This window comes from Terriglobia bacterium (assembly GCA_020073495.1).
Classification (GTDB): Bacteria; Acidobacteriota; Terriglobia; order Terriglobales; family Acidobacteriaceae; genus JAIQFD01.
The window spans coordinates 337,032-360,599 of record JAIQFD010000002.1 but is presented as its reverse complement, the minus strand read 5'-3'; the positions used below and the strand labels follow the sequence as shown (position 1 = coordinate 360,599).

General features: G+C 64.1%; 18 protein-coding genes and 1 tRNA gene. 11 read left to right on the top strand and 8 right to left on the bottom strand.

Translation table 11 applies throughout. The features are described 5' to 3' along the window. Positions 1-100: 100 nt before the first annotated feature. The 6 genes from tolQ (at position 101) to bamD (ending at position 5,187) form a co-directional block, all read left to right on the top strand. Complete coding sequence (gene tolQ / locus LAN37_05385) at positions 101-793, top strand: protein TolQ (protein MBZ5646640.1); 693 nt, start codon at positions 101-103, stop codon at positions 791-793. A gap of 3 nt (positions 794-796) precedes the next feature. Beyond that, a complete protein-coding gene (locus LAN37_05380; protein MBZ5646639.1) occupies positions 797-1,219 on the top strand; it encodes a biopolymer transporter ExbD in 423 nt (140 codons plus the stop codon). Continuing rightward, positions 1,203-1,979, top strand: a complete 777-nt coding sequence (locus LAN37_05375; GenBank protein ID MBZ5646638.1) for a TonB C-terminal domain-containing protein — start codon at positions 1,203-1,205, stop codon at positions 1,977-1,979. The genes LAN37_05380 and LAN37_05375 overlap by 17 nt, the downstream gene beginning before the upstream one ends. Before the next feature lie 49 nt (positions 1,980-2,028). Next, positions 2,029-3,360, top strand: a complete 1,332-nt coding sequence (gene tolB, locus LAN37_05370; protein ID MBZ5646637.1) for a Tol-Pal system beta propeller repeat protein TolB — start codon at positions 2,029-2,031, stop codon at positions 3,358-3,360. Positions 3,361-3,474: 114 nt separating this feature from the next. After that, on the top strand, positions 3,475-4,185 hold the full coding sequence (gene pal / locus LAN37_05365; GenBank protein MBZ5646636.1) for a peptidoglycan-associated lipoprotein Pal: 711 nt from the start codon (positions 3,475-3,477) through the stop codon (positions 4,183-4,185). Between the two features lie 168 nt (positions 4,186-4,353). Beyond that, positions 4,354-5,187: an outer membrane protein assembly factor BamD gene (gene bamD / locus LAN37_05360; GenBank protein MBZ5646635.1), complete on the top strand. Its 834-nt coding sequence runs from the start codon at positions 4,354-4,356 to the stop codon at positions 5,185-5,187. A 4-nt stretch (positions 5,188-5,191) separates the two neighbouring features. On the opposite strand, the gene LAN37_05355 is transcribed toward bamD, so the two are convergent. Beyond that, positions 5,192-5,503: a (2Fe-2S)-binding protein gene (locus tag LAN37_05355; protein MBZ5646634.1), complete on the bottom strand. Its 312-nt coding sequence runs from the start codon at positions 5,501-5,503 to the stop codon at positions 5,192-5,194. A 530-nt stretch (positions 5,504-6,033) separates the two neighbouring features. On the opposite strand from LAN37_05355, the gene LAN37_05350 reads away from it, so the two are divergent. Both LAN37_05350 and LAN37_05345 read left to right on the top strand, forming a co-directional pair. Beyond that, positions 6,034-6,264 carry a hypothetical protein gene (locus LAN37_05350; protein ID MBZ5646633.1) on the top strand — a complete coding sequence of 77 codons (231 nt, stop codon included), beginning with the start codon at positions 6,034-6,036 and terminating at the stop codon, positions 6,262-6,264. Between the two features lie 251 nt (positions 6,265-6,515). Next, positions 6,516-6,791 carry a hypothetical protein gene (locus LAN37_05345; GenBank protein MBZ5646632.1) on the top strand — a complete coding sequence of 92 codons (276 nt, stop codon included), beginning with the start codon at positions 6,516-6,518 and terminating at the stop codon, positions 6,789-6,791. A gap of 230 nt (positions 6,792-7,021) precedes the next feature. On the opposite strand, the gene LAN37_05340 is transcribed toward LAN37_05345, so the two are convergent. Together LAN37_05340 and LAN37_05335 are read right to left on the bottom strand one after the other, a co-directional pair. Next, positions 7,022-8,407 carry a peptidase C45 gene (locus LAN37_05340; GenBank protein MBZ5646631.1) on the bottom strand — a complete coding sequence of 462 codons (1,386 nt, stop codon included), beginning with the start codon at positions 8,405-8,407 and terminating at the stop codon, positions 7,022-7,024. A gap of 133 nt (positions 8,408-8,540) precedes the next feature. Then, positions 8,541-9,845, bottom strand: a complete 1,305-nt coding sequence (locus LAN37_05335) for an FAD-dependent oxidoreductase (protein ID MBZ5646630.1) — start codon at positions 9,843-9,845, stop codon at positions 8,541-8,543. 216 nt (positions 9,846-10,061) lie between these two features. Between LAN37_05335 and LAN37_05330 the strand changes: the two genes are divergently transcribed. Continuing rightward, on the top strand, positions 10,062-10,442 hold the full coding sequence (locus tag LAN37_05330) for a hypothetical protein (protein MBZ5646629.1): 381 nt from the start codon (positions 10,062-10,064) through the stop codon (positions 10,440-10,442). A gap of 210 nt (positions 10,443-10,652) precedes the next feature. Further along, a complete protein-coding gene (locus LAN37_05325; protein ID MBZ5646628.1) occupies positions 10,653-11,390 on the top strand; it encodes a phosphate uptake regulator PhoU in 738 nt (245 codons plus the stop codon). Positions 11,391-11,526: 136 nt separating this feature from the next. Here LAN37_05325 and LAN37_05320 read toward each other — a convergent pair whose 3' ends face one another. The 4 genes from LAN37_05320 to LAN37_05305 form a co-directional block, all read right to left on the bottom strand. After that, entirely contained in the window at positions 11,527-20,949 is a 9,423-nt protein-coding gene (locus tag LAN37_05320; protein ID MBZ5646627.1) for a hypothetical protein, read from the bottom strand. A 200-nt stretch (positions 20,950-21,149) separates the two neighbouring features. Next, a tRNA-Arg gene (locus LAN37_05315) sits at positions 21,150-21,226 on the bottom strand. 29 nt (positions 21,227-21,255) lie between these two features. Next, a complete protein-coding gene (locus LAN37_05310) occupies positions 21,256-21,537 on the bottom strand; it encodes an OsmC family protein (GenBank protein MBZ5646626.1) in 282 nt (93 codons plus the stop codon). Then, positions 21,538-21,741 (bottom strand): hypothetical protein, encoded by a 204-nt coding sequence (locus LAN37_05305; GenBank protein MBZ5646625.1) that lies wholly within the window; start codon positions 21,739-21,741, stop codon positions 21,538-21,540. A 176-nt stretch (positions 21,742-21,917) separates the two neighbouring features. Here LAN37_05305 and LAN37_05300 point away from each other — a divergent pair, with 176 nt between their 5' ends. After that, positions 21,918-22,391: a hypothetical protein gene (locus LAN37_05300; protein ID MBZ5646624.1), complete on the top strand. Its 474-nt coding sequence runs from the start codon at positions 21,918-21,920 to the stop codon at positions 22,389-22,391. A 58-nt stretch (positions 22,392-22,449) separates the two neighbouring features. On the opposite strand, the gene LAN37_05295 is transcribed toward LAN37_05300, so the two are convergent. Continuing rightward, positions 22,450-23,418, bottom strand: coding sequence for a phosphoesterase (locus tag LAN37_05295; protein ID MBZ5646623.1), 969 nt, complete (start codon positions 23,416-23,418; stop codon positions 22,450-22,452). Positions 23,419-23,568: the final 150 nt, after the last annotated feature.

The following is a 23,568-nucleotide window of genomic DNA, read 5'->3' as shown; positions in this document are numbered from 1 at the left end:
TCACCCTCTGTCTCGCTGGTTCACACCCTCCGCACCCGGTACCTGCGCCTGTCGTGTCATTGACGCCCTGCTCCCGCTGGTGCTACGGTCGAAGCCGGAAATGTCAGTGCTCACAATCCCCTGTCTGTACATCGGCGGCGCGATCGTCAGTCTGATTCTGCAGAGCGGGATCGTCGCCAAGATCGTCCTCGTCATCCTGCTGTTCTTCAGCCTGTTTTCCTGGGCGATCATCCTTTCCAAGTGGCAGACCATCAGCCGCGCCCGCCAGCAGAGCGGCCGCTTCGTGCGCGCCTTCCGCAAGGCGGCGCGCCTCCAGGACGTGGCCACGGTCGCCGACCAGTTCCGTCCCAGCCCGTTGGTCACGGTATTCGAGTACGGCTTCGAGGAGTATCGCCGCCAGCTCGGCAACCCGACCGGCGTGGTGCGCAGCATGACCGCCGTGCAGCGCTCGTTGCAGATCGCCGCTTCGGAGGAGCTCACCCGCCTGGAGCGGCGCTTGCCCTGGCTCGCCACCACCGGCGCCGTGACCCCCTTCATCGGGCTGTTCGGCACCGTCTGGGGGATCATCGACGCCTTTCACGGGCTGGGCACGGCCGGCGCCGCCACCTTGCGCGCCGTCGCCCCCGGCATCTCCGAGGCGCTCGTCACCACCGCCGCCGGCCTGTTCGCCGCCATCCCGGCGGTCATCGCTTACAACCTGTTCACCCACTCTTTGCGCGAGTTCAGCGCGCGCATGGACGATTTCGCGCTCGAGTTCCTGAACGCCATCGAGCGCCCTGAGCCACCGGGGTAGCCGATGCCGACCATTGTCCCTCGCGGCCGCACCCTTTCCGAGATCAACGTCACTCCCTTTGTGGATGTGGTGCTGGTGCTGCTGATCATCTTCATGATCACCGCGCCGGTGCTGCAGTCGGGCATCGAGGTCGCGGTGCCCAAGACCAAGACGGTCAAGGAGATCACGGAAGAGCGGGTCGTCATCTCCATCACCCGATCGCAACGTGTCTTTTTGGGGAATGACCCGGTGAACATCAACGAGATCGGCGCTAAGTTGCGGCAGAAGATCCGCGACCCGCAGCACCAGCCGATCTACGTGCGCGCCGACGAGAACGTGCCCTTCGGCGCCTTTGCCACTGTCATGGACGCGGTCCAACAGGCGGGCATCACCAACGTGAGCATCGTGACCCAGCCGCTCGAGATCAAGAATGCCGGTCAGCGCTGACATCTTCTTCGAACGCGAGGAGTGGAAACGGCCGCTGGCCTGGTCCGTCATCCTCCACTCCGTCCTGTTCGGCGGCATGTTCTTCTACACCGTGTTGTTCGTCGGCTCCCGCGCCGAGACATGGGGCGGCACCGGTGGCGGCGGCGCCATCCATGCCACGCTGGTGAACAGCATCCCGTTACCCGCCAGCCAGGTGCAGACCCAGAACATCGTCGCCCACGACTCCAAGGGGCTCACCCAGTCGCTGCCGCGAACCAAAGAAGAGGCGCCGGAAGCCATCCCCATCCCCGAGCGCGAGACCAAGCGCAGGCCCGGGCCGCAGCGCAGCACCACGGCCAGGAAGATCGAGCCTCCGAAAGAGAACATCGCGCCCTTCGGGCAGGGCGGGCCGGTCAGCGGGCCCTACGGGGTCTTCCAGTCCGGGGGCGCAAAGGGCGGCTTTGGCTTCACCGGCGGCGGCGGGGACTTCGGCAGCCGCTACGCCTGGTACGTGGACGCCGTCCGCCGCAAGGTTTCCGAGAACTGGATGAAATACGAGATCGATCCCAGCATCACCGCCGCCCGCCGCGTCTACATCACCTTCGATATCCTGCGCGACGGCTCCGCCACCAACATCGAACTGGAGCAGTCCAGTGGCATCCCTTCGCTGGACCAGTCCGCTGTCCGTGCGCTTCAGCGCATCGAAACTTTCGGCCCCCTGCCCCCGGACTACTCCGGCAGCCGGGTGTCGGTCGAATTCTGGTTCGACTACCGGAGATGATTGAGAGATGCCGATGGAGCGTAGTAATATCGGAAAGCGATACTTGTGGATGAGGCGCTCACTCGCAGTCCTGTTCGCGGTGCTGGCGTGCGCGGCCGGGGCTGCCGCCCAGCAGGATTGGATCCGCACCGGCACCGGCCTCGGGGTCGAGAGGGTCCGGCTCGCCGCCGCGGACTTCAAGGCCACAACCCCGGAAGCCCCGACTCCCGACCTGCTCAAGGCATTCAACGAGACCCTTTTCTACGACCTGGAGAATGCGGGCATCTTCGACATGGTCTCGAAGAGCTTCTACCCCCTCCAGGTGCCGGGCACGCCGCAGGAGATGAATCTGGGGGCGTGGTCGAATCCCCCGCCCAACGCCAGCATGGTGGCCTTCGGCAATCTCGGCGGCGCCGCCGGCCAGGTGAGCGTGCAGGGCTGGCTGTACGACGTCAAGAACGCGCAGTCGCCGCAGGTCTTGGGCAAGCAGTACCGCGAGGCCGCCACTGCCGACAACGCGCGCCTCATCGCCCACCGCTTCGCCAACGAGATCATTTTTCGTCTTGGTGGCGGCATCCAGGGCATCGCCGAAAGCAGGATCTTCTTTATTAGCGACCGCAGCGGCCACAAGGAAGTCTGGGAGATGGACTACGACGGCGCCAACCAGAAGCAAGTGACGCACCTGGGCTCCATTTCCCTGTCGCCCCGCATCTCGCCCGACGGCTCGCGCGTGGCCTTCAGCTCCTTCGCCAAGGGCGGTGTGGACATTCTGGTGTGGTCCCTGGAGCTGAACCGGCTGGTCACCTTTCCGCGCTTCGGCGGCACCAATGCTTCGCCCGCCTGGTCCCCCGACGGCAGCAAGCTGGCTCTCTCTTCCTCCCGCACCGGCGATCCCGAGATCTACGTCGCGGACGCAGAGACAGGAGCAAACATGAAGCGCCTGACCAACTACCGCGGGACGGACATCTCGCCCTGCTTCAATCCCAAGAGCGGCGCGCAGATCGCCTTTGTCAGTGGTCGCACCGGCTTGCCGCAGATCTATCTCATGGACGCCGACGGCGCCAATCTCCAGCGCATGACCGATGGCGGCTACGCCGTCTCGCCTGCCTGGTCGCCCAACGGCCAATTCCTGCTCTTCGCCTGGTTCCGCAGGTACGGGCCGGGCGAACCGGGAGCGCAAGACATCTATATAATGGACGTCGCCAGCAAGCAGTGGGTGCAGTTGACCAGCGCGACTGGCCGCAACGATTCTCCGTCCTGGTCTCCCGATGGACGGCATATAGTCTTTCAGTCCAACCGCTCCGGCTCCGATCAGATTTGGACCATGCTGGCCGACGGCACTCAAGTCCGCCAGCTTACGACCCAGGGAAGAAACACGATGCCCAACTGGAGTTTCAAGTAGCGTGTACCCGGTGTTCCATCATGTTGTTGTCGCATCTCAGTAAGTCGGACGGCGGCACAGACCGCCGCCATGGCGAGATCGCTCGCACTGGAGGATGAGGTGAAGCAGAACAGGATGAAATGGTTGTTCTTGGTTGCATCATTCGCGGTGCTGATGACTGTAAGCGGCTGCAAAAAGAAGGAGACACCGCCTCCGCCGCCTCCGCCGCCTCCGCCGGCCCCCACGGCCTCGCTGACGGCCAATCCCAGCGCCATCGAGAGGGGACAGTCCACGACCCTTACCTGGCAGACGCAGAACGCCACGGACGTCTCTATCGGAGGTCTCGGTACGGTGGAGCCCAGCGGCTCACGCCAGGTTTCGCCGTCGGATTCGACCACCTTCCGCCTGACCGCCAAAGGCCCGGGCGGCACCCAGGATGCCACGGCGCGCGTGACCGTCTCCGTGCCTCCGCCGCCGGCCGTCGTCGGCGCGACCGACGAGGAGCTGTTCGCGCAGAATGTCAAGGATGCGTTCTTCGATTATGACAAGTACGACATCCGTCCCGACGCGCAGCAGGCCCTCCAGGCCGGCGCCCAGTTCCTGGCCCAGCATCCCAACATCCGCTTCACCATCGAGGGACACTGCGACGAGCGCGGTTCCACCGAGTACAACCTCGGCCTTGGCGACAACCGCGCCAATGCCGCCAAGAACTTCCTGGCCCAGGCCGGGGTCAGCGCCGACCGCATCAAGACCATCAGCTACGGCAAGGAGAAGCCGGTCTGCACTGAGAGCAACGAGACGTGCTGGCAGAGGAACCGGCGCGCTCACTTCGTGTACCAGAGGTAGCTCAACCTGTGTGGGCCGGGCCCAGCGCCCGGTCCACGCCCCTTTGTCGGTCGGGCCACGGCGACGCAGGCGATCGCGGACCTTTGCCTCTTCTGCGTCCTCTGTGGCTGCTTTTGCCCTGTGAGTTTATTCACGATGCGTAGCAGTCCCGCATCCTACGGACTATTTATGACCAAGAAGATTGCTCTGCTCGCTCTCTTGTCTATCGCCGTGCTCTCCACCACGCCGGCCCTTGGCGTGTCCAAGGAGATCATCCAACTCCAGACCCAGGTACAGTTGCTGCAGGACCAGATGTCCAAGATGCAGCAGTCGTTCGACGAGCGCATGGGTGTCATGCGCAATCTGATCGAGCAAAGCACCGACAACATCAACAAGGCGACCTCTGCTGTCGGCGGCCTGCAAAAGACCCTGCAGCAACAGAGCACCGACAACGCGGCCAAGCTCGACCAGCTTTCCGCCCAGATCCAGGCCTTGCACGACTCGCTGGACGAGATGAAGGCGCGCGTCGCCAAGGTCAGCAAGCAGTTGGACGACATGACCGGGGCCGGACAGAATCTGCCCCCGGGCGCGGCCACTCCCACCCCGGACCAGGCTCCTCCGCCCGACGTTCTCTACAACAATGCCCTGCGCGACTATAACGCGGCTAAATATCAGCTTGCGGTGCAAGAGTTCGCGGATTACTTGAAGTTTTATGGGAATACGGATCTGGCGGGGAACGCCCAGTTCTACATCGGCGAGATCGACTACCGGCAGCAGAACTTCGAGCAGGCCATCAAGGACTACGATCTCGTTGTCCAGCAGTACCCCGGCGGAAACAAGGCCGCTGCCGCGCAGCTCAAGAAGGGTTACGCCCTGCTCGAGCTTGGCCAGAAGAAAGAAGGGACCCAGGAGCTGAACAACCTCATCGCACGCTATCCCCGCTCAGTGGAGGCTACCCAGGCCCGCGACCGCCTCCGGCAGCTCGGCGTCACCGGACGCAAACCGCCGGCCGGCAAGCGTTAGCGGACTATTCCGACGGCAGAGTCCGCAGGCAGTACTTCACCTCCGCGGCGCAATCCACGACCCGCATGCCGGATTGCACGATCACCTTGCACGACAGGGCGACGTGCTGGGCCGTTCCCTCTCCCAGATCGTAGGTCACGCGGCAGTACTGGCATTCCTCGTTCCAGCAGAAGCGGCCATAGGAGATGGTCTCCGGCGCAAGGTACTGCAGCGCGCGCAGCAGCATGTTGCCGTCCGGCACCTCGTACTCTTTGCCTTTGACTGTGATTTTGACCAGCCGTTCGTAGGGACGGAAGACTGGGCCGGGCGTGCTCATATCGTTGCTCGGATTCTATCCACCCTCCGCCTGCCCCGTAAATAAAAAGCGCCTCCCGTGCGGCGGGAGGCGAGTGTCCTGTCGTGAGAGAGACCTGAATCCGCAGGAGCGGCGCTCTTGTGCCTGGCCTGCCCCCGAAAACCCTTCGCATCGCAAGAAGTTGCGGAAACTGAAACGGCCCCCGGAGGCTGTCCGGGAGCCGCACCCACGGGCTGTCGCTGGCGCCCAACGATTCCCTTATCGATAGGCGCCCGGCCGCATTCGCCCCCCTTACTCAAGGGCCCCTCTGGGCGGACGCAACGGCACGACTCAAGGAGGCGGCTGATTTTGGTCGGCCATTTTCCCCGTGCCCATGCAAACCCGGATCGGGAAGAAAGTTGCTCTCCGCACACTGCTCGGTGACCGCCGACACTGAAACCCGCATTCCGCCCCACTACGATCGGGGACAGCAGCGGCTTGTCGGGTCAGATCTGTGGGCGCTGCGCAGTCTCCGACGGGGCGCGGCGCTTGGGAAAAAGGAGGGTCAACCGATGGCCACCATCCTCCATCTGCACGATCGCGACAACGATTTCCATAAGGGCGCCTTTGAAGAAGACAACCCCTTCGATAAGCCCCAGACCTCGATGAGGGGACAATTGCCGCATCGCGATCAGGATCCCATGATCAAGGGCGCTGACACCGATTTTCCCGAGCCGGGCGAGAACCCAGAGCACAGTGGAGAGGAATGTGCTGTAGAGCGCAGCCCCAAGGCCGCCGCTTAGAACCAGGATTCGGGCCACAGGCAGAAAGAAGACGACCTAGCTGCATAGGGCAGCCCTCCTGATGATTGCTGCGGTATGGCGCGGCGCTTTTTCAGCCGCGCCTTTCCTATTCTCCCGAACTCCCACCAGAGCCCCCTCCGCCCCATGTGATGAAAATCACAACAGTCGGTGACACATGTCCTGTGCCGAGTGGCCACTCCAGATTTCAATGGAACCTGTAATCGGGTTCGTCCTTGTGGGAGGAGGCCCTTATGGAAGCTGAAGAGAAATTCTGGACCGCCAAAGTGATCGCTGAGATTTCGGCAGCGGATGTCATGCAGTTGGCCAGCGAGGTGGGCATGCCCGTCACTCCCGCCGAAGCCGCCGACCTGCTCAACAACGAGATTCGACGCCGCGGTATGCGCGACCACATGCTCGCCGCCGGGCGCGACTACCTTGCCGCCAGCCTCGAGTCCCGTCGCCAGCGCGCCTGGTGGGACCGCTCCTGCGGCAAGGGCAAGCACGAGGAAGCGAGGTTCGACGCATGATGCTCATCAACGTTGTCGCCGCCCTGTGCTTGCTGGCGATACCGACCACTTTCGGCTTCCTCCAGCTTCGCGACTTCTCACGAGAGCGAAAGCAGCGGTAGCTCTCGAGCAGGGTGGGCGGACTCCCCCTTCCGCCCACCTCCTCCCTGATTCTTAGGCACGTGACTGCGCCCTCGCCCCCAACCTGTCGCACGCCCCCTCTTGAGATTCAGCGCAAGCACGGCTGCTGCTCACGGCTTTTGCCCTGCCGTGAACAGCGTCCACGGGCCGGACTTCATGTCGCGCAACTTCGACGCCTGCCAGGAATACTCGGGATGTTCCGCCAGGAAGTCCTTGACCTGGAAGTCGGCGCCGCACGGGTGTCCGGCGCGCGCCGTGAAGCTGAGCGCCGACGCCATCTTGCTGTCCATCGCCTTGCCCTGCACTGCGCCCCCGGGGTAGTTGGGACCCCAAACCCACTCCGGGATTCCGCGCGAAGTGGCGTCCGCGTGCCCGCACAGCGTCCGCTCATTGGCCTGCTCCCGCTTGTCGATCACGTCGTAGTGGTCGGCCAGCGCCGTCTGTGCGAAAGCCGTGTCGATCTTCCCTTTCGACCCTTCGATGAGCTGCTCCCAGCGCGCACGCCGTGCGTTCGGCGAGCTGCGAGGGTTCTTCGCGTCGAAGCCGGTTTCTTCTGCGATCAATTTCGGGTCGCGCGCCCAATTCGAGCCGTGGAAATATCCGTCCTTCGTACGCCACACCGGCGTGTTCTTGAGGCCCAATTCCACCTGCGCGATCTCCCCCGTCTTGTTGTCCCCCACCAGCCAGTCGTTGGCGTACCCGCCATTGTTGCCGTCGCGCATGATCGAGACCCAGTCATCGATGGATTTCGCGTACTGCATCGCCTTCCGCGAGCGCACGAATTCGGGCTTGCCCTTGGGATCGAAGCCCTTGAACTGCGTGATGGTCGTCTCTGTCACCACGATTCCAGCGGCATTTACGCCGAAGTCGTCGTCGCTCGTGATCACCCCAGGGAAGCCGTCCATGAAAATGCGCTCCCCCTTCCGCGGCACGATGTCGAAGATCACCGTCCAGCGCTCGCCTTGCAGGTAGCTGGTCCAGTTGTTGTGCGCGACCACGATCTTCCCGTCGCGCGTGTAGCTGCCCGTGGCGATGAACGCGCTGCAGTTTCCCGGCGCGGCCAGCTTGGGCGGGTTCTCCGATCTCTGCTGCGCGTCCAGCCACGGGACGTAATAATCCGCCAGCTCTTCCATGGCATTGAGCGCCACCACTTCGTCCACTTCGAGCTTCACTCCGTGCGCCTTCAAGCCCTCGACGATGCCCTGCAGCTCCTGCTGGTATTCCAATTCGATGTGCGGCCACAACATCTCGCGGGCCGCCTGGCGGAAGAAACTCCAGTCCCGTTTCGTGTCGTGCGTCGCCCGCAGCTTGTAGGTTTCCATCGCATCGGCGATCTCCGGCGCCAGCAGGTAGCCGTGCTGGAATCCGATCTGCTCCGGCGACCCCTCCAGGTGAACGTAGATCCACCCGCCTTTGTCGAAGCGGTACGCCCCGCGCAGCCGCGCGTCCTCCGGGCTGGCCTGCGCCGGGAGGAACAGCGCCGCCCCCGCGCCCATCACGATGAAGATAGCGACAATTGGAAATAGTAGCGATTTCATCTGGAATCTCACCCTCGGGCCAGCATCCTAGCGGGTACGACCGCCCACATGCAATTGATCCGCTCCCCGCCCCTGCTGACCCGACCTCCGCTCACCCGATGACCCGATCCAGTATCTCGTTCGCCGCCCGGGTCCCGCTTGCCATGGCACCATTCACGGTGGCATTGTGCCCGGTGAACTCCGTCGCCTCTCCGGCGAAGAACAGGGTGTCGGCCACGGGCGCCGCCAGTTGCCGGGGCGCGTTCTCGCCGCCGGCCAACACATAGCTGTACCCGCCCCGGCAATACGGATCGGTGACCCAGTTGTGCGTGTGCGCCGACTCCACCAGCAACTCCAATCGCCCGCGCTCCACTCCCAGGATCCGCGCCAGCGACGTCATAGCGCGCTGCGCGAACTCCCCCTCGGAGCACTCTGCCATTCGCTCACCCCTCGGCCCGCCGGCCCAGCCCGTCAGCATGCGGCTGTCGAGCTTCGCCCACCAGGTCGGCACATCGGGATCGCGCGAAAAAAGAAAACTCATCCCTTTCAAGCGTCCGCCCTGCAACTCGTCCCAGAAGCGATGCCGGAAGCGGAGCGTGATGCGCAGCGCGGCGCCCATCTCCAGCAGGCGGAGCGGCTCGCGCTTGTCGCTCAGCTCGGGCTCGAACCGCACTGCCCCCGGCTCTCCCGGCGCTGCCTGCAACACCGCCAGCGGCAATGTGATCAACGCCCGTGGCGCAGTGAACGTCTGCTGCCCTCCCCCGCGGTTCGCTCGCACCTCCACCTGCTGCGCACGCCAGCGGATCTCATGCACCACCGTCCCCAGGCACACCTCGACCGAGCCCCGAAGTTGCGCCCGCAAGTAACGCACCAATGCTTCATATCCCTGCGCCACCCAATAGTGCCTCTCGCCCTCGATCTGCGCCGACGCCTCCTCGCCCCGCGCCAGCGCCCGCACGCTGATCTTCTCCGGGCGGGCGGCGTGGAAGCCCTCCACGTAGCGCATCGCGTCTGCCTTCCCTTCGTTTTCCTCTGGGAAGCACTCGTCGATAAACTCGCGGAACGACCGGTCGCGCTCTCGCGGCTCCGCCATTTTCTGCATCACACGCTCGATGTCTTGGAGAAGACCTCCGCATGGCTCCAGCCGTCCCTGGTCGGAAGACCACGGCTCCCCCGCGACTTCGCGCAGGCCCAGCCCAGCCGCCTCCGCGATCGAAAGGATCTCCGGCGGCCTCCCGTGTACGAACTCCGCCCCCAGTTCGATCGGTAGCTCCCCTCCTCCCAGGTTCAGCGTGCGGAGCCGCCCTCCCAGGCACTCGTGCGCCTCCAGCAGCGTGACCTTCAGTCCCGCGCCGCCCAGCAACACCGCCGCTTGCAGCCCGGCCACGCCGCCGCCCACGATCACCACATCAGACATCGGCTTCACCGCCTCCTGGGATAGTTCTCGGAATGGAACATTTTCATCCCTGGCGCTTGTTCCCGTTCAGAAACTGCGAAAAAACCTTTCTCCATTCGGGACTTTGTCCCAAGCAATGTGACCCGCGTCACCGCCAAATGTGGCCAGACGGGTTATCGTTTTATTAGGCTGAGAGGCAAGGGTCGGCCTTGTATCTCAGTCTGATTGGAGGCGGTTATGAAAGGCAATTCCGCTCCTCTCTTCCTGAGACTTGGGCTCCTGATGCTTGCCCTCATCGTGCTGGCCACGCTGGTCGCGGCCCAGGACAACACTGTCGGCAAGACTCGCGATCTGACGTTGCGCGAGCCCGCTCGCGCCGGTGATGTTGTGCTTCCCGCCGGTTCCTATTGGGTCACGCACGTGATGGAAGGCGAGCGCCATATCATGCTCTTCAAGGCGATGCGCGGCGAGAAGAAGGAATACCGGATCTCCTGCAAGATGCAGGCGCTCCCCAGCCAGGCGGCGCGCTCCGAGCAGCGCTTTGAAGAGACCCCCACGGGGACTCGGCAGCTGACCTCGCTGGTCTTCGCGGGCGATAAAGTCGAACACGTCTTCTGAAACGGACCCACCGCTTCGGGGCCGCATTTTCCGTGCCGCGAAAGAAGTAGTACTACATACGACGCGATTTCCCCCAATCCGGAGGCCTCACTCGACATCACAGCCCCACATGACATTCGTCACCGCCCGCCGTGCTGCCTTCCGGCTATCTTCTTCCCTTCGATGCTAGGAAGTGGGCTCATAATGGTAAATCGCGGCACGGGGCGGTCCATGGCATCGATTGCAAATCCCGGTCAGGTTCCTTCGCGCGCCAGCATCCGCGACCTCACGCTGCGTGCCGGCGAGATCGCTCGCGTCGGCTGCGAACTGGTCTCGCGCGAACTCCCCCGCAACAAGCCCGACCTCCTGAACCGCATCCGCCAGTACGAGGAAGAGCTCGATCATCTGAATCGCCTGGTCAACGAAGGCATCGTCGAGGAAATCTCCGGCGCCAGCGAGCCCGACATCCGAGAGCTGCTCGCCTGCCTGAAGTTCTTGCTGGAACTGGAGCGTATCGGCGACCTGCTGCTCAACGTGGTGAACCGCGGTCAGAGCGTTTCCGCCCGCCTCGAGAAGCGCGATCTCAAGGACCTGGCGGCCATGGCCGGCGTCCTTACCGGAATGCTCGTCGACGCGCTGAAGGCCTTTGCCGACCGCGATCTGAACCGCGTCATGGCCGTTCTCAAGGCCGACGCCGAGGTCGACCGCCTGCGCAATCTCATCTTCCTCCGCCACATCGAGAACCAGGAAGGCGAATCGCGCAGCGGCAGCTTCCACTTGCTCTACATGACGCAGAGCCTGGAGCGCGTCGGCGATCACGTGAAGAACCTCGTCGGTGAGGTCTGCCAGCTCATCACCGGGCACAGCGTTCGCCACCTCGTGCACTCCCGCCAGCAACCCGCCGAGCACGAGAAGTTCCTGGAGTGGCTCCGCCGCCGCCAAGGCAGCGAGCCCGACTCGCGGCAATAGCCTCCCGCCTGGCTGCCTGCCCTCCTGCCACCCGTCTTCTTCTGCACAAACGATGGAGGCCCCGGGCACAATCGAGCTGCCCACATGCGGGTGATTTGTTCTATTTCTTCAGCGCGCGCGTCCGTGTGTGCCGTGGCTACTGGACGTTCAGCGTGAACCCGAGCGTATGCGTCTTGCCGCCGCCGGTGCCGGTGAGTGCGATCTGGTACGTGTTTGGCAGGGCATGACCAGAGGCGCGCATGGGGAACGAGATGACCGTGCCAGCGGGCGAGGGTGTAAGCCCTGCGGGGGCGGTACAGGAGACGCCAGCGCCATTGCTCGAACACGTGAAGCTGACGCTTGTATTGAATCCGAATAGCGCGGTGACGGTGACGGGCACCTTGACGGAACCGCCGGGCGCTAAGTTCAGAGAGGTGCTCGTGGAGCTGAGGGAGAAGTCGGGTCCGCCCACCTGAATGGCTGCCGTGGCGCTATGTGCGGTCACGTTCGAGGTGGCGGTCGCGGTGATGGTATAGGGGCCGGGGGGAGTTGCAGCAATGGTTGTGACGTGCAAAGTGGTCGAGCCGCCCGCTGTCAGGCTGCTCTGGTCGAACTTGCAGGCAGCGCCGGCTGGAGATCCGGAGATGGAACAGGTCAGCTGAGCGGTGTTGGCGAAGCCGCTCGACGAGTTCATGGCAACGGAGTAATCCGCGCCCGAGCCGGGCAGTACCTGCTGCGACGGCGGAGTGAGCGAGAGAGTGAAATCCTGCACGGTCACCGAGAGCGCCTGGTTGTGCGTCTTGCCGCCACCCGAACTGGTGAGCGTCAGGTTGTACGTGCCGGGGGCGATCACGCCGAGCGTGGTCTGCACCGGCACGTTGAAGTTGCCGCCGGGCGGCACGGGGAACGGCGCCGGAGGTGTGCAGGTCATGCCCGCCGGAGCGCCGGTGCAGCTTATCGTCACGGTCGCGTTGAAAGCGTTGACCGGCGTGACCTGGAGGCCGAATGACGCACTTTCGCCGGCATTGATCGTCTGTGACGGCTGGGCGATGGCGACGTTGAAATCGTTGGTCGGAGTGACGGTGAGGTTGAATAAGGCGCCGCGAGTCGCGCCCGCGGAGATCCCCTGGATGTTGACCGTGTAGGGGTTCGGTGGAGTCACTGGCGCTGCTGCGATCGTGACCGAGAATGGCGTCCCGGCGGCGGATGCGGCGAGGGTCTGCGGAGTGAACACGCAAGAGATATTCGGATCGGGCGCGCAGGAGAGCTGCACGTTTCCGATGAACCCGTTCATTCCCGCCACGGCGCCGCTGACAGTGGTCGAGGTGCCGGCCTCGATGGTGCCGCTGGCCGTGTTCAGCGCGACGGAGAAATCCTTGACCACGAGGCTCAGGTTCGCAGTGTGGAGGTGGCCGGCGCCGTCGTCTGCGTTGATCTGCAAGGGATAGGCGCCAGGGCTTGTGCCGTTGGGCACAGTGACGCTGAAGCTGTAGGGCGTGCCGTTGGCCGTGGGTGTGATCGGCGAAACGGGGAACCCGATGCAGGACAGCGGCGCGGCCACAACGCACGACAGATTGATCGCTCCGGAGAATCCGGCGATGGCCGTGACCGTCCCGTTGATGCCTGGCGATGCGCCGACGAGCACATCACTGAACCCAGGCGCGAGCGCCAGGCCGAGGGAGTAGTCGGGCACGGTCACGGTGACCGGGACGGTGTGCGTGAGCCCGTCGGCGATGCCCTGCACGGTCAGGGTGTAGGTACCTCCGGGTAGATTCGAAGTCGCACTGAGCTGGAGCGGTACGCTGGAGCCCGGCGAGACCATAGCGCCCGACGGGAAAGTGCAGTTGATCCCAGCTCCGGCCGGTGGCGGGTTCACTCCCACGCAGGCAAGCACGACCGCCGTTGCGAATGGACCGATGGCGTTGGCGGCGATAGAGATCGAGTTGTTGCCGCCCGGGGGCACCGAGATCGTCGTCGGAGTCGCCGTCAGTTGGAAGTCCTGGCCGTTGGTGAGCTGGATGGGCAATTGACGCGTGAGTCCGGCGCCTGTGCCCTGAACCGTGAGGTTGAGCTGGCCCTTCTGCGATGCCGCGGTAGTGGTGATGGTCAGGGTCGAGGTCGCGCCGGCAGGGGTCGGAGTGACGGACGCGGGGACGAACGCGCAGGTCACGCCCGCCGGATTCCCCGGACATGTGAGCGTCACAGCGCTGTTGAACCCGCTCTGGGTGAACAGGGTGATGACGTAGTTCGCCGTGCCGCCGTTGGGATTCAGGATCGTCTGCGGCGAGCTGTTGGTGACGATGGCAAAGTCGGCGACGTTGATGGTCAGCGCCAACTGGCGGACCTGCACGCCGCCGAGCGCCTGCACGGTCAGCGGGTAGGATCCGGGACTGAGCGGGTTGGCCGGAGTCGCGGTCAGGGTCAGGTTGGTGCCGACCGTGTTGGGCGTCACTGTCGCTGGGCTGAACACGCAGCTGAACTGGTTCCCGAGGCAACTCAGGCTGACCGGGCTGATAAAGGTGGTGGTGCTGGCGCGGACATTCAGGGTGAAGATCGCGCTGGTTCCGACTGGCGCCACCTTGGTCGCGGCGGTCGTGGTCAGGAAGTACGTCGGGGTCGAAGGCGAGACCACCAGCGACACGTTCCGCAGATTGAGGTTGGGCGGCGCGCCCAGCACGAGAGCACCGCCGATAGCGATCGTCTTGGCCCCGGAGGTGATGTTCGAGGCCGTCATCACGGTCAGAGGGACAGTGTTGCCGGGCGAGGCGACGGCGGCCGAGCAGGTCACACCCACCGGCGGATTGAAGCAGGCGATCAGGACCTGCTGGGTGAAGCCGTTCAGGCCGGTGAGAGTGACGTTGTACATCCCTCCGGCGCCGGGCGGGACGGAGCGGGAGGTCGGCGAGATGGTGAGAGAGAAATTCTGCACGGACAGGATGACGGTGACGGCGTGCGTCTTGCCGCTCACCGGATCGGTGGCGGTCACGGTGATGTTGCTGTTCACCGCGGCGACGGTGGCGGGCACCTGGACGAGCAGGCCGGCCACCTGCTGGATCTGGTTCGAGATGGCGATGGGCGGCGGCGGTGCGATCGAGCACACGAATCCGGCGGGGCAGCCGGCGATGTTGAAGGAAATGTTTGCGGCGAAGCTATTGAGCGGCGTCAACGCCAGAGGCCAGCCGATGGTCTGGCCCGGCGTGGTGGTCTGCATCGGCGCCGCCAGCGAGGCAAAGGTGAAGTCCTGCACCAGGATGAGGTTCAGCGGCTCGGTGACGGTGTGCGAGGTGTTGCCGCCGCTGACGACGACATCGAACGAAGTCTGGCCGACGGAGGCGTTCGCGCCTACGGGCGCGGTGACCGTGACCGGCGTCCCAGCGGCGCCGGGCACGAAGTTATTCGCCGAGAAGTTGCAGGGGCCGACGTTGGCCGGCAGATTGTTGCAGGACAGCGTGACCGGGCCGGAGAACTGGTTGTCGGCGAAAACGGTGACGGTGTAGCTCGCCGTGTCGGTTTGAGCAAAGGTCAGCGGCGTCGGCGCGGAGAGATGGTAATCGTTCACCCGCAGGGTCAGCGGGAGGTCGTGGACCTTGGTCCCGCCGCGCTCGACGCCGTGCAGCGAGAACATCGAATCGGCCAACGGCGTGTTGCCCGGCGTGGTCGCGCTGACGGTGACGGGCGCGGAAACGGCAACGCTGAAATCCACGCTCGCGGGCTGCACCTGGCAGCTTGCTCCCGCCGGCAGCGCACCCGCGCAGCTCAGATCCACGATCGAGGTAAAGGCCCCATTCTTGCCGGAGGCGGCGTTGAACATCGCGGTCTGGCCGGGACGGACGGCGGCCAGCGGCGCGCCGCTCGAGAGCACGAAGTCGGGGAAAAATTGCAGGTTGAGCGAGAGCGGAGTGGTGTGCGTCACGCCGCCGCCGGCGCCCTGCACGGTGATGGTGTAGGGATTGGGCACGGAAGCGAGCGTGGTCATGACGGTGACGTCCACGTCCTGGCCGCCCGGGAGCGGCGTGACCGGGTTCTGGCTGAACGAGCAGCTCGCGCCTGCGGGCAGTCCGCTGCAGGAGAGCGTCACCGGCTGGTTCATTCCGCCGATGGCGGTGGCGGTGATGTGGAAGTCTGCGTTCTGTGTCTGCTGCACGGTCTGCGGGCCGGTGACGGTTGCAAGCGAGAAGTCGGCGCCGGTCATGAGAGTGACGTTCTGGGTGACGACCAGCGGGCTCGCGGTGGCTCTGATGGTCAGAGTGTTGCTGGCCTTGGGTGTGGTCGCAAGAACGGTGACCGTCAGGGTCGATGTGACACCCGCAACCGTGGGAGTGACGGTCGCGGGGACAAATGCGCAAGTGACGCCGGTAGGCAGAGGCGTGCCGCAGGAAAGCGTGACCAGCGAATTAAAGCCCTGGTCGGCGAAGAGTGTGAGTGCGTAAGTCGCTTTGCCTCCGCCCACCGGAGTGATGGCGGTGGAGGGCTGAACGCTGACGTGGAAATCCTTGACCGTGAGCGTGAAGTTCACGACATGAGAGACGCCGTTGCCGGTCGCTGTCAGGGGCACACTGTAGATGCCGGGCGGCGTGGCCGCGGTGGTCAGGATGCTCGCGCTGACAACCGTTCCCGTCGACAGCGGCGTGAACGTGCTTGGAGAGAATGTGCACGAGATCCCCGCCGCCACGGGCGGACAGGTGAGCGTGACGCTCGAGTTAAAGCCGTTTTGCGCCGTCGCACGGAGCGAGACGGGAGTCATCGTGCCAACGTTCACGGAGGCGGACGAGGTGGTGCTGGTGAGGGAGAAATCCACTACACGGAGTGTGACGGAGGTGGACTTGGTCACGCCCAGCGCCGTGCCAGTGATGCTGAAGGTGGAAGTCGGCGGGGTCACGCCGGCAGTGGTGGTCAAGGTAACCGTCGAGGGTTGGCCGGGAACCACCTGCGGTGGATTCGCCGTGCAACTCGCGCCCGCGGGAAGATTGCCACAGCCCACGGCAACCGCGGCAGTGGGCCCGGAGAAATTCTGTGCGCTATAGCTGACGGTGAAGTTCGCCGAACCTCCTGGAGGCACGTTTGCGGAAACGGGAGCGACGGACTGGGAAAGATTGAACAGCCATAAGTAGAAGTAGATCGAACGAGAGCCTGCCGTGCCCGTCGTGCGGATGTACGTCGCGTAATTAGTCAACGGAGCGGTCGAGGGAACGCTTATCGTCATCACCGACGTGCCGCCCGCAGGCCCGATCGTGGACGGGTTGAAAGTGCAGGTCGCTCCCGGGGGCGCCCCGGTGCATCCCAGCGTGGAACTGGCGTTGGTGCCGAACGATTCGACTACCAGCGGGATCTGCGCCGAGGTGCCGGCCAACATACTGATGTTGCGGTTCGGCATGGTGACGCGGAAGTCCTGGATCTGCAGGCTGTAATTGCCTGGGACGGGGACGCTCGCCGCAGGGAAGCGTAGTGGGCTCGCCGAGAGAGTGAAGGGGATCGTGCCGTTCCCGTAGACTCCGGGTGGGGCGTCGCTAGGCACAAGGGTCACAATCTGTATGGTGCGAGGCGAGGAGAGCATTTCCAACGAACCACTGCTGCTGCCGCAGTACGGAATGTTGCCCGCGCAGTGGAAGGCAATGTAATCGGAATATCCCCCGGTCGGTGTGGCCGCGACATTGTAGGTCGGGTAGGTATCGAACTTGACCCCAGTGAGACTCGTCGGCGGGATTGCCGCCAGGATGAACCCCTGGATGCCGGCGGTGATGTCCGCATTATGGACCGGCGCACCGGTTGCGTCATGAGTGAGGATGTGGACCGGGAAATTCCCTGCTGTCACTGAGGACGGAACGGTGTAAGTGATGATGACGTTCGTGAACTGGCCGGTGACGCTCGGCGGGTTCGCCGAGCAGGTGCTCGATGGGTCGATGGCGGTGCTATCGCAGCTGATCAAGACCTGGCCGGCGTAGAAATTGATCCCTTCCACGTAGAAGCTGAAGCTTCCGGTGCCGCCACTGAAGCCGGTGGAGGTCGTGCCATTGGGCATGTAGAGGATGTAATCCGGAAACACCAGAGACAACTGGATCGAATTGGTATGGTTGCCGTCGTTGCCCGAAACGGTCACAACAAAGGTGCCAGCCACAGTACCGTTGGGATTAATGGTCAGGTGGACCTGTGATGGGAAGCTGCTCACCGGGGTCACCGGAATGGAGCAGATGGGTCCCGGTTGATCCACCGAGCAGGTCAAGTTCACAGTCCCTGCGTACCCGTCGCGGGAAGCGACCGTAATGGTCGAAGTCAAGGCGTTCGGTGTGAGGATGGTGGGATTCGCGGCCAGGGTGAAGTCCGGATTCAGGTCCACTTCCAGCGTGAACGTCTGGGTGCGGGTGTCAGCAGGAAAAAGCTGGTTGGTGGCGACGATCGACGGAGTGAATGTTCCTAGGTCTGCGGTCAGGGTGCTGTGCACGACCATGGTGACGTCCGCCGTGCTGCCGTTCGCGAGATCAAGAAACGGTGACGGCTGGAACTCGCAGGTAGTGCCGTTGGGCATCCCGCTGCAGCTCAAGGTTGTCGTGCTCTGAAGCGGACCGAACCCTGTAACTGTGAACACCACCGGCACCGACATCGTGCCTCGCTTGATGACCAACGACGCGGGGCTCGGGGCTGAGACGGAGACGTCCACGGTGTGCAGTACGACCGGCAGCTCCACCGTGGTGCTGTTGGCGTCCGGGGCCACTACTTTGAGGGAGAAGCTGAAGTCCGCGACCGAGGGATCGGAGGCAGTGACGGTCACCGGAGTGCCCGATGTCGTTGGACTGACCGTCGCGCCGACGCAGCTGGAAGGAAGCGGATTGCCGCCGCCATCGCAACTGACGGTCACGGTGCCGCTGAACTTGGCCTGCGCGATGACAGTCACGGTGAACGTCGCCGGGTCGCCCACGAAGGTGGCCAGGCTGGCCGGTGAGACGCTGGCGCGGAAGGGGGTGGCGGTGAACAGGTCGGTCTGCCAGACGCCGCGGCCGTAGGTGGAGGCGCGCAGCTTGTTCTTGGAGCCGTCCTGGCTGGCGAATCCTCGAATGCGGGTGACGGGCGCGTTGGGCAATCCGGTGCCCCACTCCGTCCAATTCACGCCGCCATTCATAGTGACGAAGACACCGACGTCGGTGCCGACGTAGATGATGGTCGGGTCGTTGGGATCGACGACGACGGAATCGGCCGGGGCGTCGGGAAGGTCGCCTGTGATGTTCTGCCAGGGGAAGCCGGCAGCCGTGGTCTTCAGCACATGTCCGCTGCCGAAGTTCATGAGGGTGGCGTAGGCTGTGCGGCCGGTTGGATCGCTGGGGTCAATGGCAATGTCGGAAATCTTGTATCCGAAGGGGGTGACGTTCTGCATGGACCATGTCGAAGCTCCCCCGCTGGCATTGGTGGTGACGAAGATATTGCCGGCATTGGTACCCGCATAGATCACCTGGGAGCCGCCGGTGCCGGTGTTGCTGACCGGCCCGCCGGCAGCCAGGGCGCTCACCAGATTGTTCTCCGCACCGGTGCAGGTCGTTGCCGTGCTGGTGTCAAAGTTCGTGGTCAGAACATTCGCCGAACTCCATCCGCTGCCGTCGCTGTTGCCCCGCCAAACGCGGCAAGTGCCGATGATGATGTGGCTGGGCATGCCCGGATCGAGGATGTAGGGCGTATAGAAATCGCCGTGGTCGTTCCCGACCTTCGAATTGCCGATGGTGATGGTGGCGAAGCCGACGCCGGCATTGCAATTGATTCCCTGGGTGCAGCGCTGGATGGAGACATCGGTGTTGGCGGTGAACCACTCCAGGGGATTGCTGGGGTTGATGACGTTGAAGCCGCCGTCGCCGGCGTTCACGTTCATCCAGCCGAGGCCGCTGCCGGGATGGGTGGAGTCTACGGCTGAGGAGCCGACGTCCTGCGCGCCGCCGAGCACGGTGCTGTCGTCGGTAGGATGTTGGGAAAACGACACGAACTCGGTGAGGGATCCGAGCGTGCCGCTCAGGTCATCGAAGGCATTATGACTGCTGCACGTGCCGCCGAGCAGCCCCGGTCCGTTCAGGGCGCGGCTCACGCCGCCGTCGTGGCCAAAGTAGATGAGGTTCGGGTTCTGCAGCGGGAAGCTGAGGGAATGCTGGTCGGGGTGGACGTGCGCGGGAGCGCCCTCCACGGTGCAGCCGTACACGTGGGTCAGATTCAACCACGAGGTGCAACTCGACGCGTTCTGCGCGAGAGAGCACTTGTAGATATTGATGGCCCCGGCGTAGAGGTCGGTGCCAGTGCCGTTAGGCACGGCGGCGATCTCGAGGTCATAGTCGCCCTGGTCGATAGTGCCGCATCCGCCCTGGTCTCCGCAGCTATCGATCCCGCTTGTGCCGACTGTCAGCCAGGTGCTGCCGCCGTTGCTGGTTTTGAAGATTCCTCGGTCTTTCAGGTTGCCATCTATGTACCAGACGTAGAGGTCGCCGGTGACCGGCTGGATGGCGATCTCGCCTCGCTGGATGGGGCAAGTGGTCAACACCGCCGGCGGGCAGGCGGTGGTGGAGAGGACTGCTCCCCCGGGCTGGATTGCCAGGCGCGACCAGGTGACGCCGTCCACCGAGGAATAGATCCCGTGGAAGCGGACGGCGGCGAAAAATTTGTGCAGGGTGCGATGGTAGATGACCGAGCTGGTGCTGGCGGGCGTGATGGTGACGCCGCTGTCCTGCACACCGGCGTATTGCCAGGTGGCCCCGGCGTCGGTGGAGTAGTAGATCCCGCGAATATTGCTGGTGTCGATGCCGAGCGTGCCGGAGTTGCTGTTGGTGGTCGAGGCGACCACCAGGCTGGTGTTGTCGGTGGAGAACGCGATCTTGGAGAAGGCCAGACCCTTGAACGACTTGGTGCCGTTGTCGGCGGAGGTGATCAGCTCCCAGGTGTTGCCGCCGTCGGTGGATCGGAGGATGCCGAGGCCGTAGTAGGAGTCGCCGCTGCTGTTGGACTCGCCGGTGCCCACCAGGATGGTGTTGCTGTCATCGGGCTTAAGGGCGATGGCCCCGACGGCCAGGGTGGGCTGGTCGTCGATGAGCGGCGTCCACTGCACGTTTGCGGGGCTGGGATTGGCGGCGTTGGTGGACTTCCACACTCCTCCGTAGGCCCCGCCGACGTATACGGTGTTCCCGCTCGCATCGTTCTGGTCCACTACCACCGTAGTGACGCGGCCGGAATTGACGCCAAAATCCTGGCCGGAGCTTGGGTCCACGCCGATGGGCGCCGGACCGAGGCTTTCCCACGGAGATCCGGCGGGTGTGCCCTGAGTGGGCGCTGAAGGTTGTGAGGCGGGGGCCTGGGTGGAGGGCGGTGACGCCTGCGACTGCGCACGCTTGCTCAGCTTCTGCTGGTAGGCGCGGTGGCGGAGTGCAGCGCCGGACTCTCCGCGCAGAGTGCGTCCGCGGCGGAAGTAGCGCTCGCGTTCAGCGGGGCGGTCGCGCTCGCCTGCATCCTCGCCTTCCTTGGCGGGACGCGTTCCCTGTCCGAGGCTTGGGAGTGCGACCAGCAGGAGCAGGAAAACGACGATTAGGGACCTGGACGAACCCGCGGAAGCGCCGGACATCAAATCCTCAATCGTTCGGGGGCTTGGTTTGAGGGAGTGACCGATTTTTGAGTATGTTCCGTGCGGGAGTCGCTGTCAATCGCCGAACTATCCTGACAAGGTGACGGAAGTACCTGAAGGGCCTATGGTTAGATGCTTCCGGGGAGCCATCTCCCAGGGCCAACGCGGTGATGCAACTGATCGCTGTGGAATGAGAAGTCTGGAGGCCCCGGGCAGATTCGAACTGCCGACAAACGGTTTAGGAAACCGTTGCTCTATCCATCTGAGCTACGGGGCCCGTATCCAGTTTACGACAATCGGCGCGGCTCAGGACGGGCTGGCTGCGGCCACCAGCTCGTACGACGACGTGAGCTGGATCGCCTTGTGCAGCGTCCGATAGAGCGGGCAGCGCATCGCGTACAGGCCGTGCACCCGCTCCACCGTCTCCCGCGACGACTCCGGCGCCGCCACCTTCATGGCCACATGAATGCGCCGGATCACCAGCACCCCTTCTTCCCTCTCCACCTCGCCGGTGACGTCGGCCACCAGCCGGCCGCCGCTGGCATCGATCTGGCGCGCCTCCAGCGCGCCTGCGAAGGTGCCCATCATTCAACCCCCAGTTGCGGCGATGACGTAGTCGATGGTCGACGTGTGCGGCTCACCGATCTTCGCCGGGTCCATCTTGTAGTGTTCCGCGATCGCACCGTGCACGCTGAAGGTCACCGGATTCTTTTCTCCCGGCAGGTACGCGATCCGCACCGGCCCGGCCTTGCGCTCGATGCGTGACTTAGAGACATAGACGACGTCGCCCATGATCAGCTCCTTCCCCCCGAAACTCCGGGGCTTACCCATGCGATTCACCGGTCGCCAACAAGTCACACCTTTTATCGCACAAGCTCGCCACTTGCGCACCTACCCACCCAATCTTCATAATCGGTGCTAGGGCATTCCAGCCCTACATTCGGATCGGCTCGTGTGGGGAGTCGGCTATGCTTTTGTTGGTGCTGTCGGTAGTTCTCGGGCTCATCCCGCTGGCAGGGATCGTTCTCATCGCACTCGGGGGATGGATCGCGACCGTGGACGGCCTGTTCACCTCGCTCATTCTGGCCGCCATGTCGGGCGTGTTCTTCCTCAACGCTCTCCTCGAACTGCGCGCGCTCGGCCTGCTGCCGTTCCTGAAACGCCCGGATCCAGCCACCGCTGGCGCCGCACGGCCCGCCGCTGCTCCCCCGCCCAGCTCCGACGGCGTGGTCACCGAGACCGGTATCGTCGAAGGCGTCCACCTCTACGAGATGCCGGTCGGATATGCCGACAGGTCGTTCGTCAGCTTTCGCGCCGACGGATCCCCAGCCCCGCGCTCCATCGTTTTTGCCGGCAACGTCCAGCACCTGCGCCCCGGACACCGCATCCGCATCTCCTACAAGCCATCGGTCGAGGGTAACGTTCTGTTAGCTTCCGAGTGAAGACTGCGGCGGATGGGATGATTTGGGCGCAGCTTGGAAGGATTTCTGCTTGGCCGCTCTAGCCGGCCCGGTAGGCTTGCCGCAGCTCCGTCACGATCTCCTGCGCCGCCTGTCGCGCCTTCTCGAACTGGTTGGGTTCGAACGAGACGGCTCCCACGCGTGCGTGCCCGCCCCCGCCGTAGCGCTCGCAGATCTCCGCCAGGTTCACCATGTTTTCTTGGTTCGCCCACGGGTTCGACCCCACCGACACCTTCGTTCGGAAGCTCGACTTGCTCAATCCCACGCTGTACACCGACTCGGGATGCAGGTAGTACGGGATGAACTTGTTGTATCCCTCCAGTTCCTGGTCGGTGACGTCGAAAAACACGGTGCCGTCCTTCGATTCCGCGCGCTGCCGCAGCAGCTCGATCGACCGCTGGTGCCGCTCCAGCAGCGGCGGCAGCAACTCCGCCACGAACGGCTCGCGCACCAGCTCCCCCAGCGGCTTCTCCACCAGCAACGGGATCAGCCGCGGCACGAACTTCGGGTCCTGCGTGGACTCGATCACCATGGTCAGCTTCATCGCCGGAGCCCGCAACTCCACCGCCGTCGCCGGGTCTGAGAACTGCGCCCCGTCGATGATGTCCGCCCACTCCACCAGCTCCTCCACCGGCTTGGCGTTAAACCCGAAGTGCTTGTCGGCGATCACGGCGATGAACTTGGTGCACGACTTGAAATCCGGGTCATAGAACTTCTTGTTGCTCTGCTGCTGTTCGAAATGCGCCGCGTCTTCCGGCGTCAGGAACGCGCTTTGATGGTGGTCGAACCACCAGCTGATCTTGGGCGAGGTCGAGTACTTGAAATCCACGATGGCGTTCTCGTCGCCGTCGAACTTGCTCTCGTCGAACAGCGCGCCGGCGCGGTGCACCAGCCCTGAGTACTGGAACTCGACATCCTCCCGAATGCGCTCGCGGTAGAAGCGTGAGAACAGCGCCGCCGAGCACGCCCCGTCAAAACACTTGTCGTGATAGAAGACCCGGACCCTCAAAGCCACGTCCTTTCACTGGTGCGCGTGCCGCAAACCAAGAGCAGATACAAATGACATCCCCCGCTCCCAAAGTCAAGCCACACGGCAAGCGTGGCGCAACTCCGCGGTCTTTGATCCGCAATCACAAATCAGAAATCGAAAATCACAAAT

Coding starts and splice junctions, on each gene's coding strand:
- LAN37_05305 (MBZ5646625.1), bottom strand. CDS start 21,741: ATGGGCGACGTCGTCTATGTCTCTAAGTCACGCATCGAGCGCAAGGCC.
- pal (MBZ5646636.1), top strand. CDS start 3,475: ATGAAATGGTTGTTCTTGGTTGCATCATTCGCGGTGCTGATGACTGTA.
- LAN37_05375 (MBZ5646638.1), top strand. CDS start 1,203: ATGCCGGTCAGCGCTGACATCTTCTTCGAACGCGAGGAGTGGAAACGG.
- LAN37_05380 (MBZ5646639.1), top strand. CDS start 797: ATGCCGACCATTGTCCCTCGCGGCCGCACCCTTTCCGAGATCAACGTC.
- LAN37_05300 (MBZ5646624.1), top strand. CDS start 21,918: ATGCTTTTGTTGGTGCTGTCGGTAGTTCTCGGGCTCATCCCGCTGGCA.
- tolQ (MBZ5646640.1), top strand. CDS start 101: ATGTCAGTGCTCACAATCCCCTGTCTGTACATCGGCGGCGCGATCGTC.
- LAN37_05345 (MBZ5646632.1), top strand. CDS start 6,516: ATGGAAGCTGAAGAGAAATTCTGGACCGCCAAAGTGATCGCTGAGATT.
- LAN37_05320 (MBZ5646627.1), bottom strand. CDS start 20,949: ATGTCCGGCGCTTCCGCGGGTTCGTCCAGGTCCCTAATCGTCGTTTTC.
- tolB (MBZ5646637.1), top strand. CDS start 2,029: ATGAGGCGCTCACTCGCAGTCCTGTTCGCGGTGCTGGCGTGCGCGGCC.
- LAN37_05330 (MBZ5646629.1), top strand. CDS start 10,062: ATGAAAGGCAATTCCGCTCCTCTCTTCCTGAGACTTGGGCTCCTGATG.
- bamD (MBZ5646635.1), top strand. CDS start 4,354: ATGACCAAGAAGATTGCTCTGCTCGCTCTCTTGTCTATCGCCGTGCTC.
- LAN37_05325 (MBZ5646628.1), top strand. CDS start 10,653: ATGGCATCGATTGCAAATCCCGGTCAGGTTCCTTCGCGCGCCAGCATC.
- LAN37_05335 (MBZ5646630.1), bottom strand. CDS start 9,845: ATGTCTGATGTGGTGATCGTGGGCGGCGGCGTGGCCGGGCTGCAAGCG.
- LAN37_05355 (MBZ5646634.1), bottom strand. CDS start 5,503: ATGAGCACGCCCGGCCCAGTCTTCCGTCCCTACGAACGGCTGGTCAAA.
- LAN37_05340 (MBZ5646631.1), bottom strand. CDS start 8,407: ATGGGCGCGGGGGCGGCGCTGTTCCTCCCGGCGCAGGCCAGCCCGGAG.
- LAN37_05310 (MBZ5646626.1), bottom strand. CDS start 21,537: ATGATGGGCACCTTCGCAGGCGCGCTGGAGGCGCGCCAGATCGATGCC.
- LAN37_05350 (MBZ5646633.1), top strand. CDS start 6,034: ATGGCCACCATCCTCCATCTGCACGATCGCGACAACGATTTCCATAAG.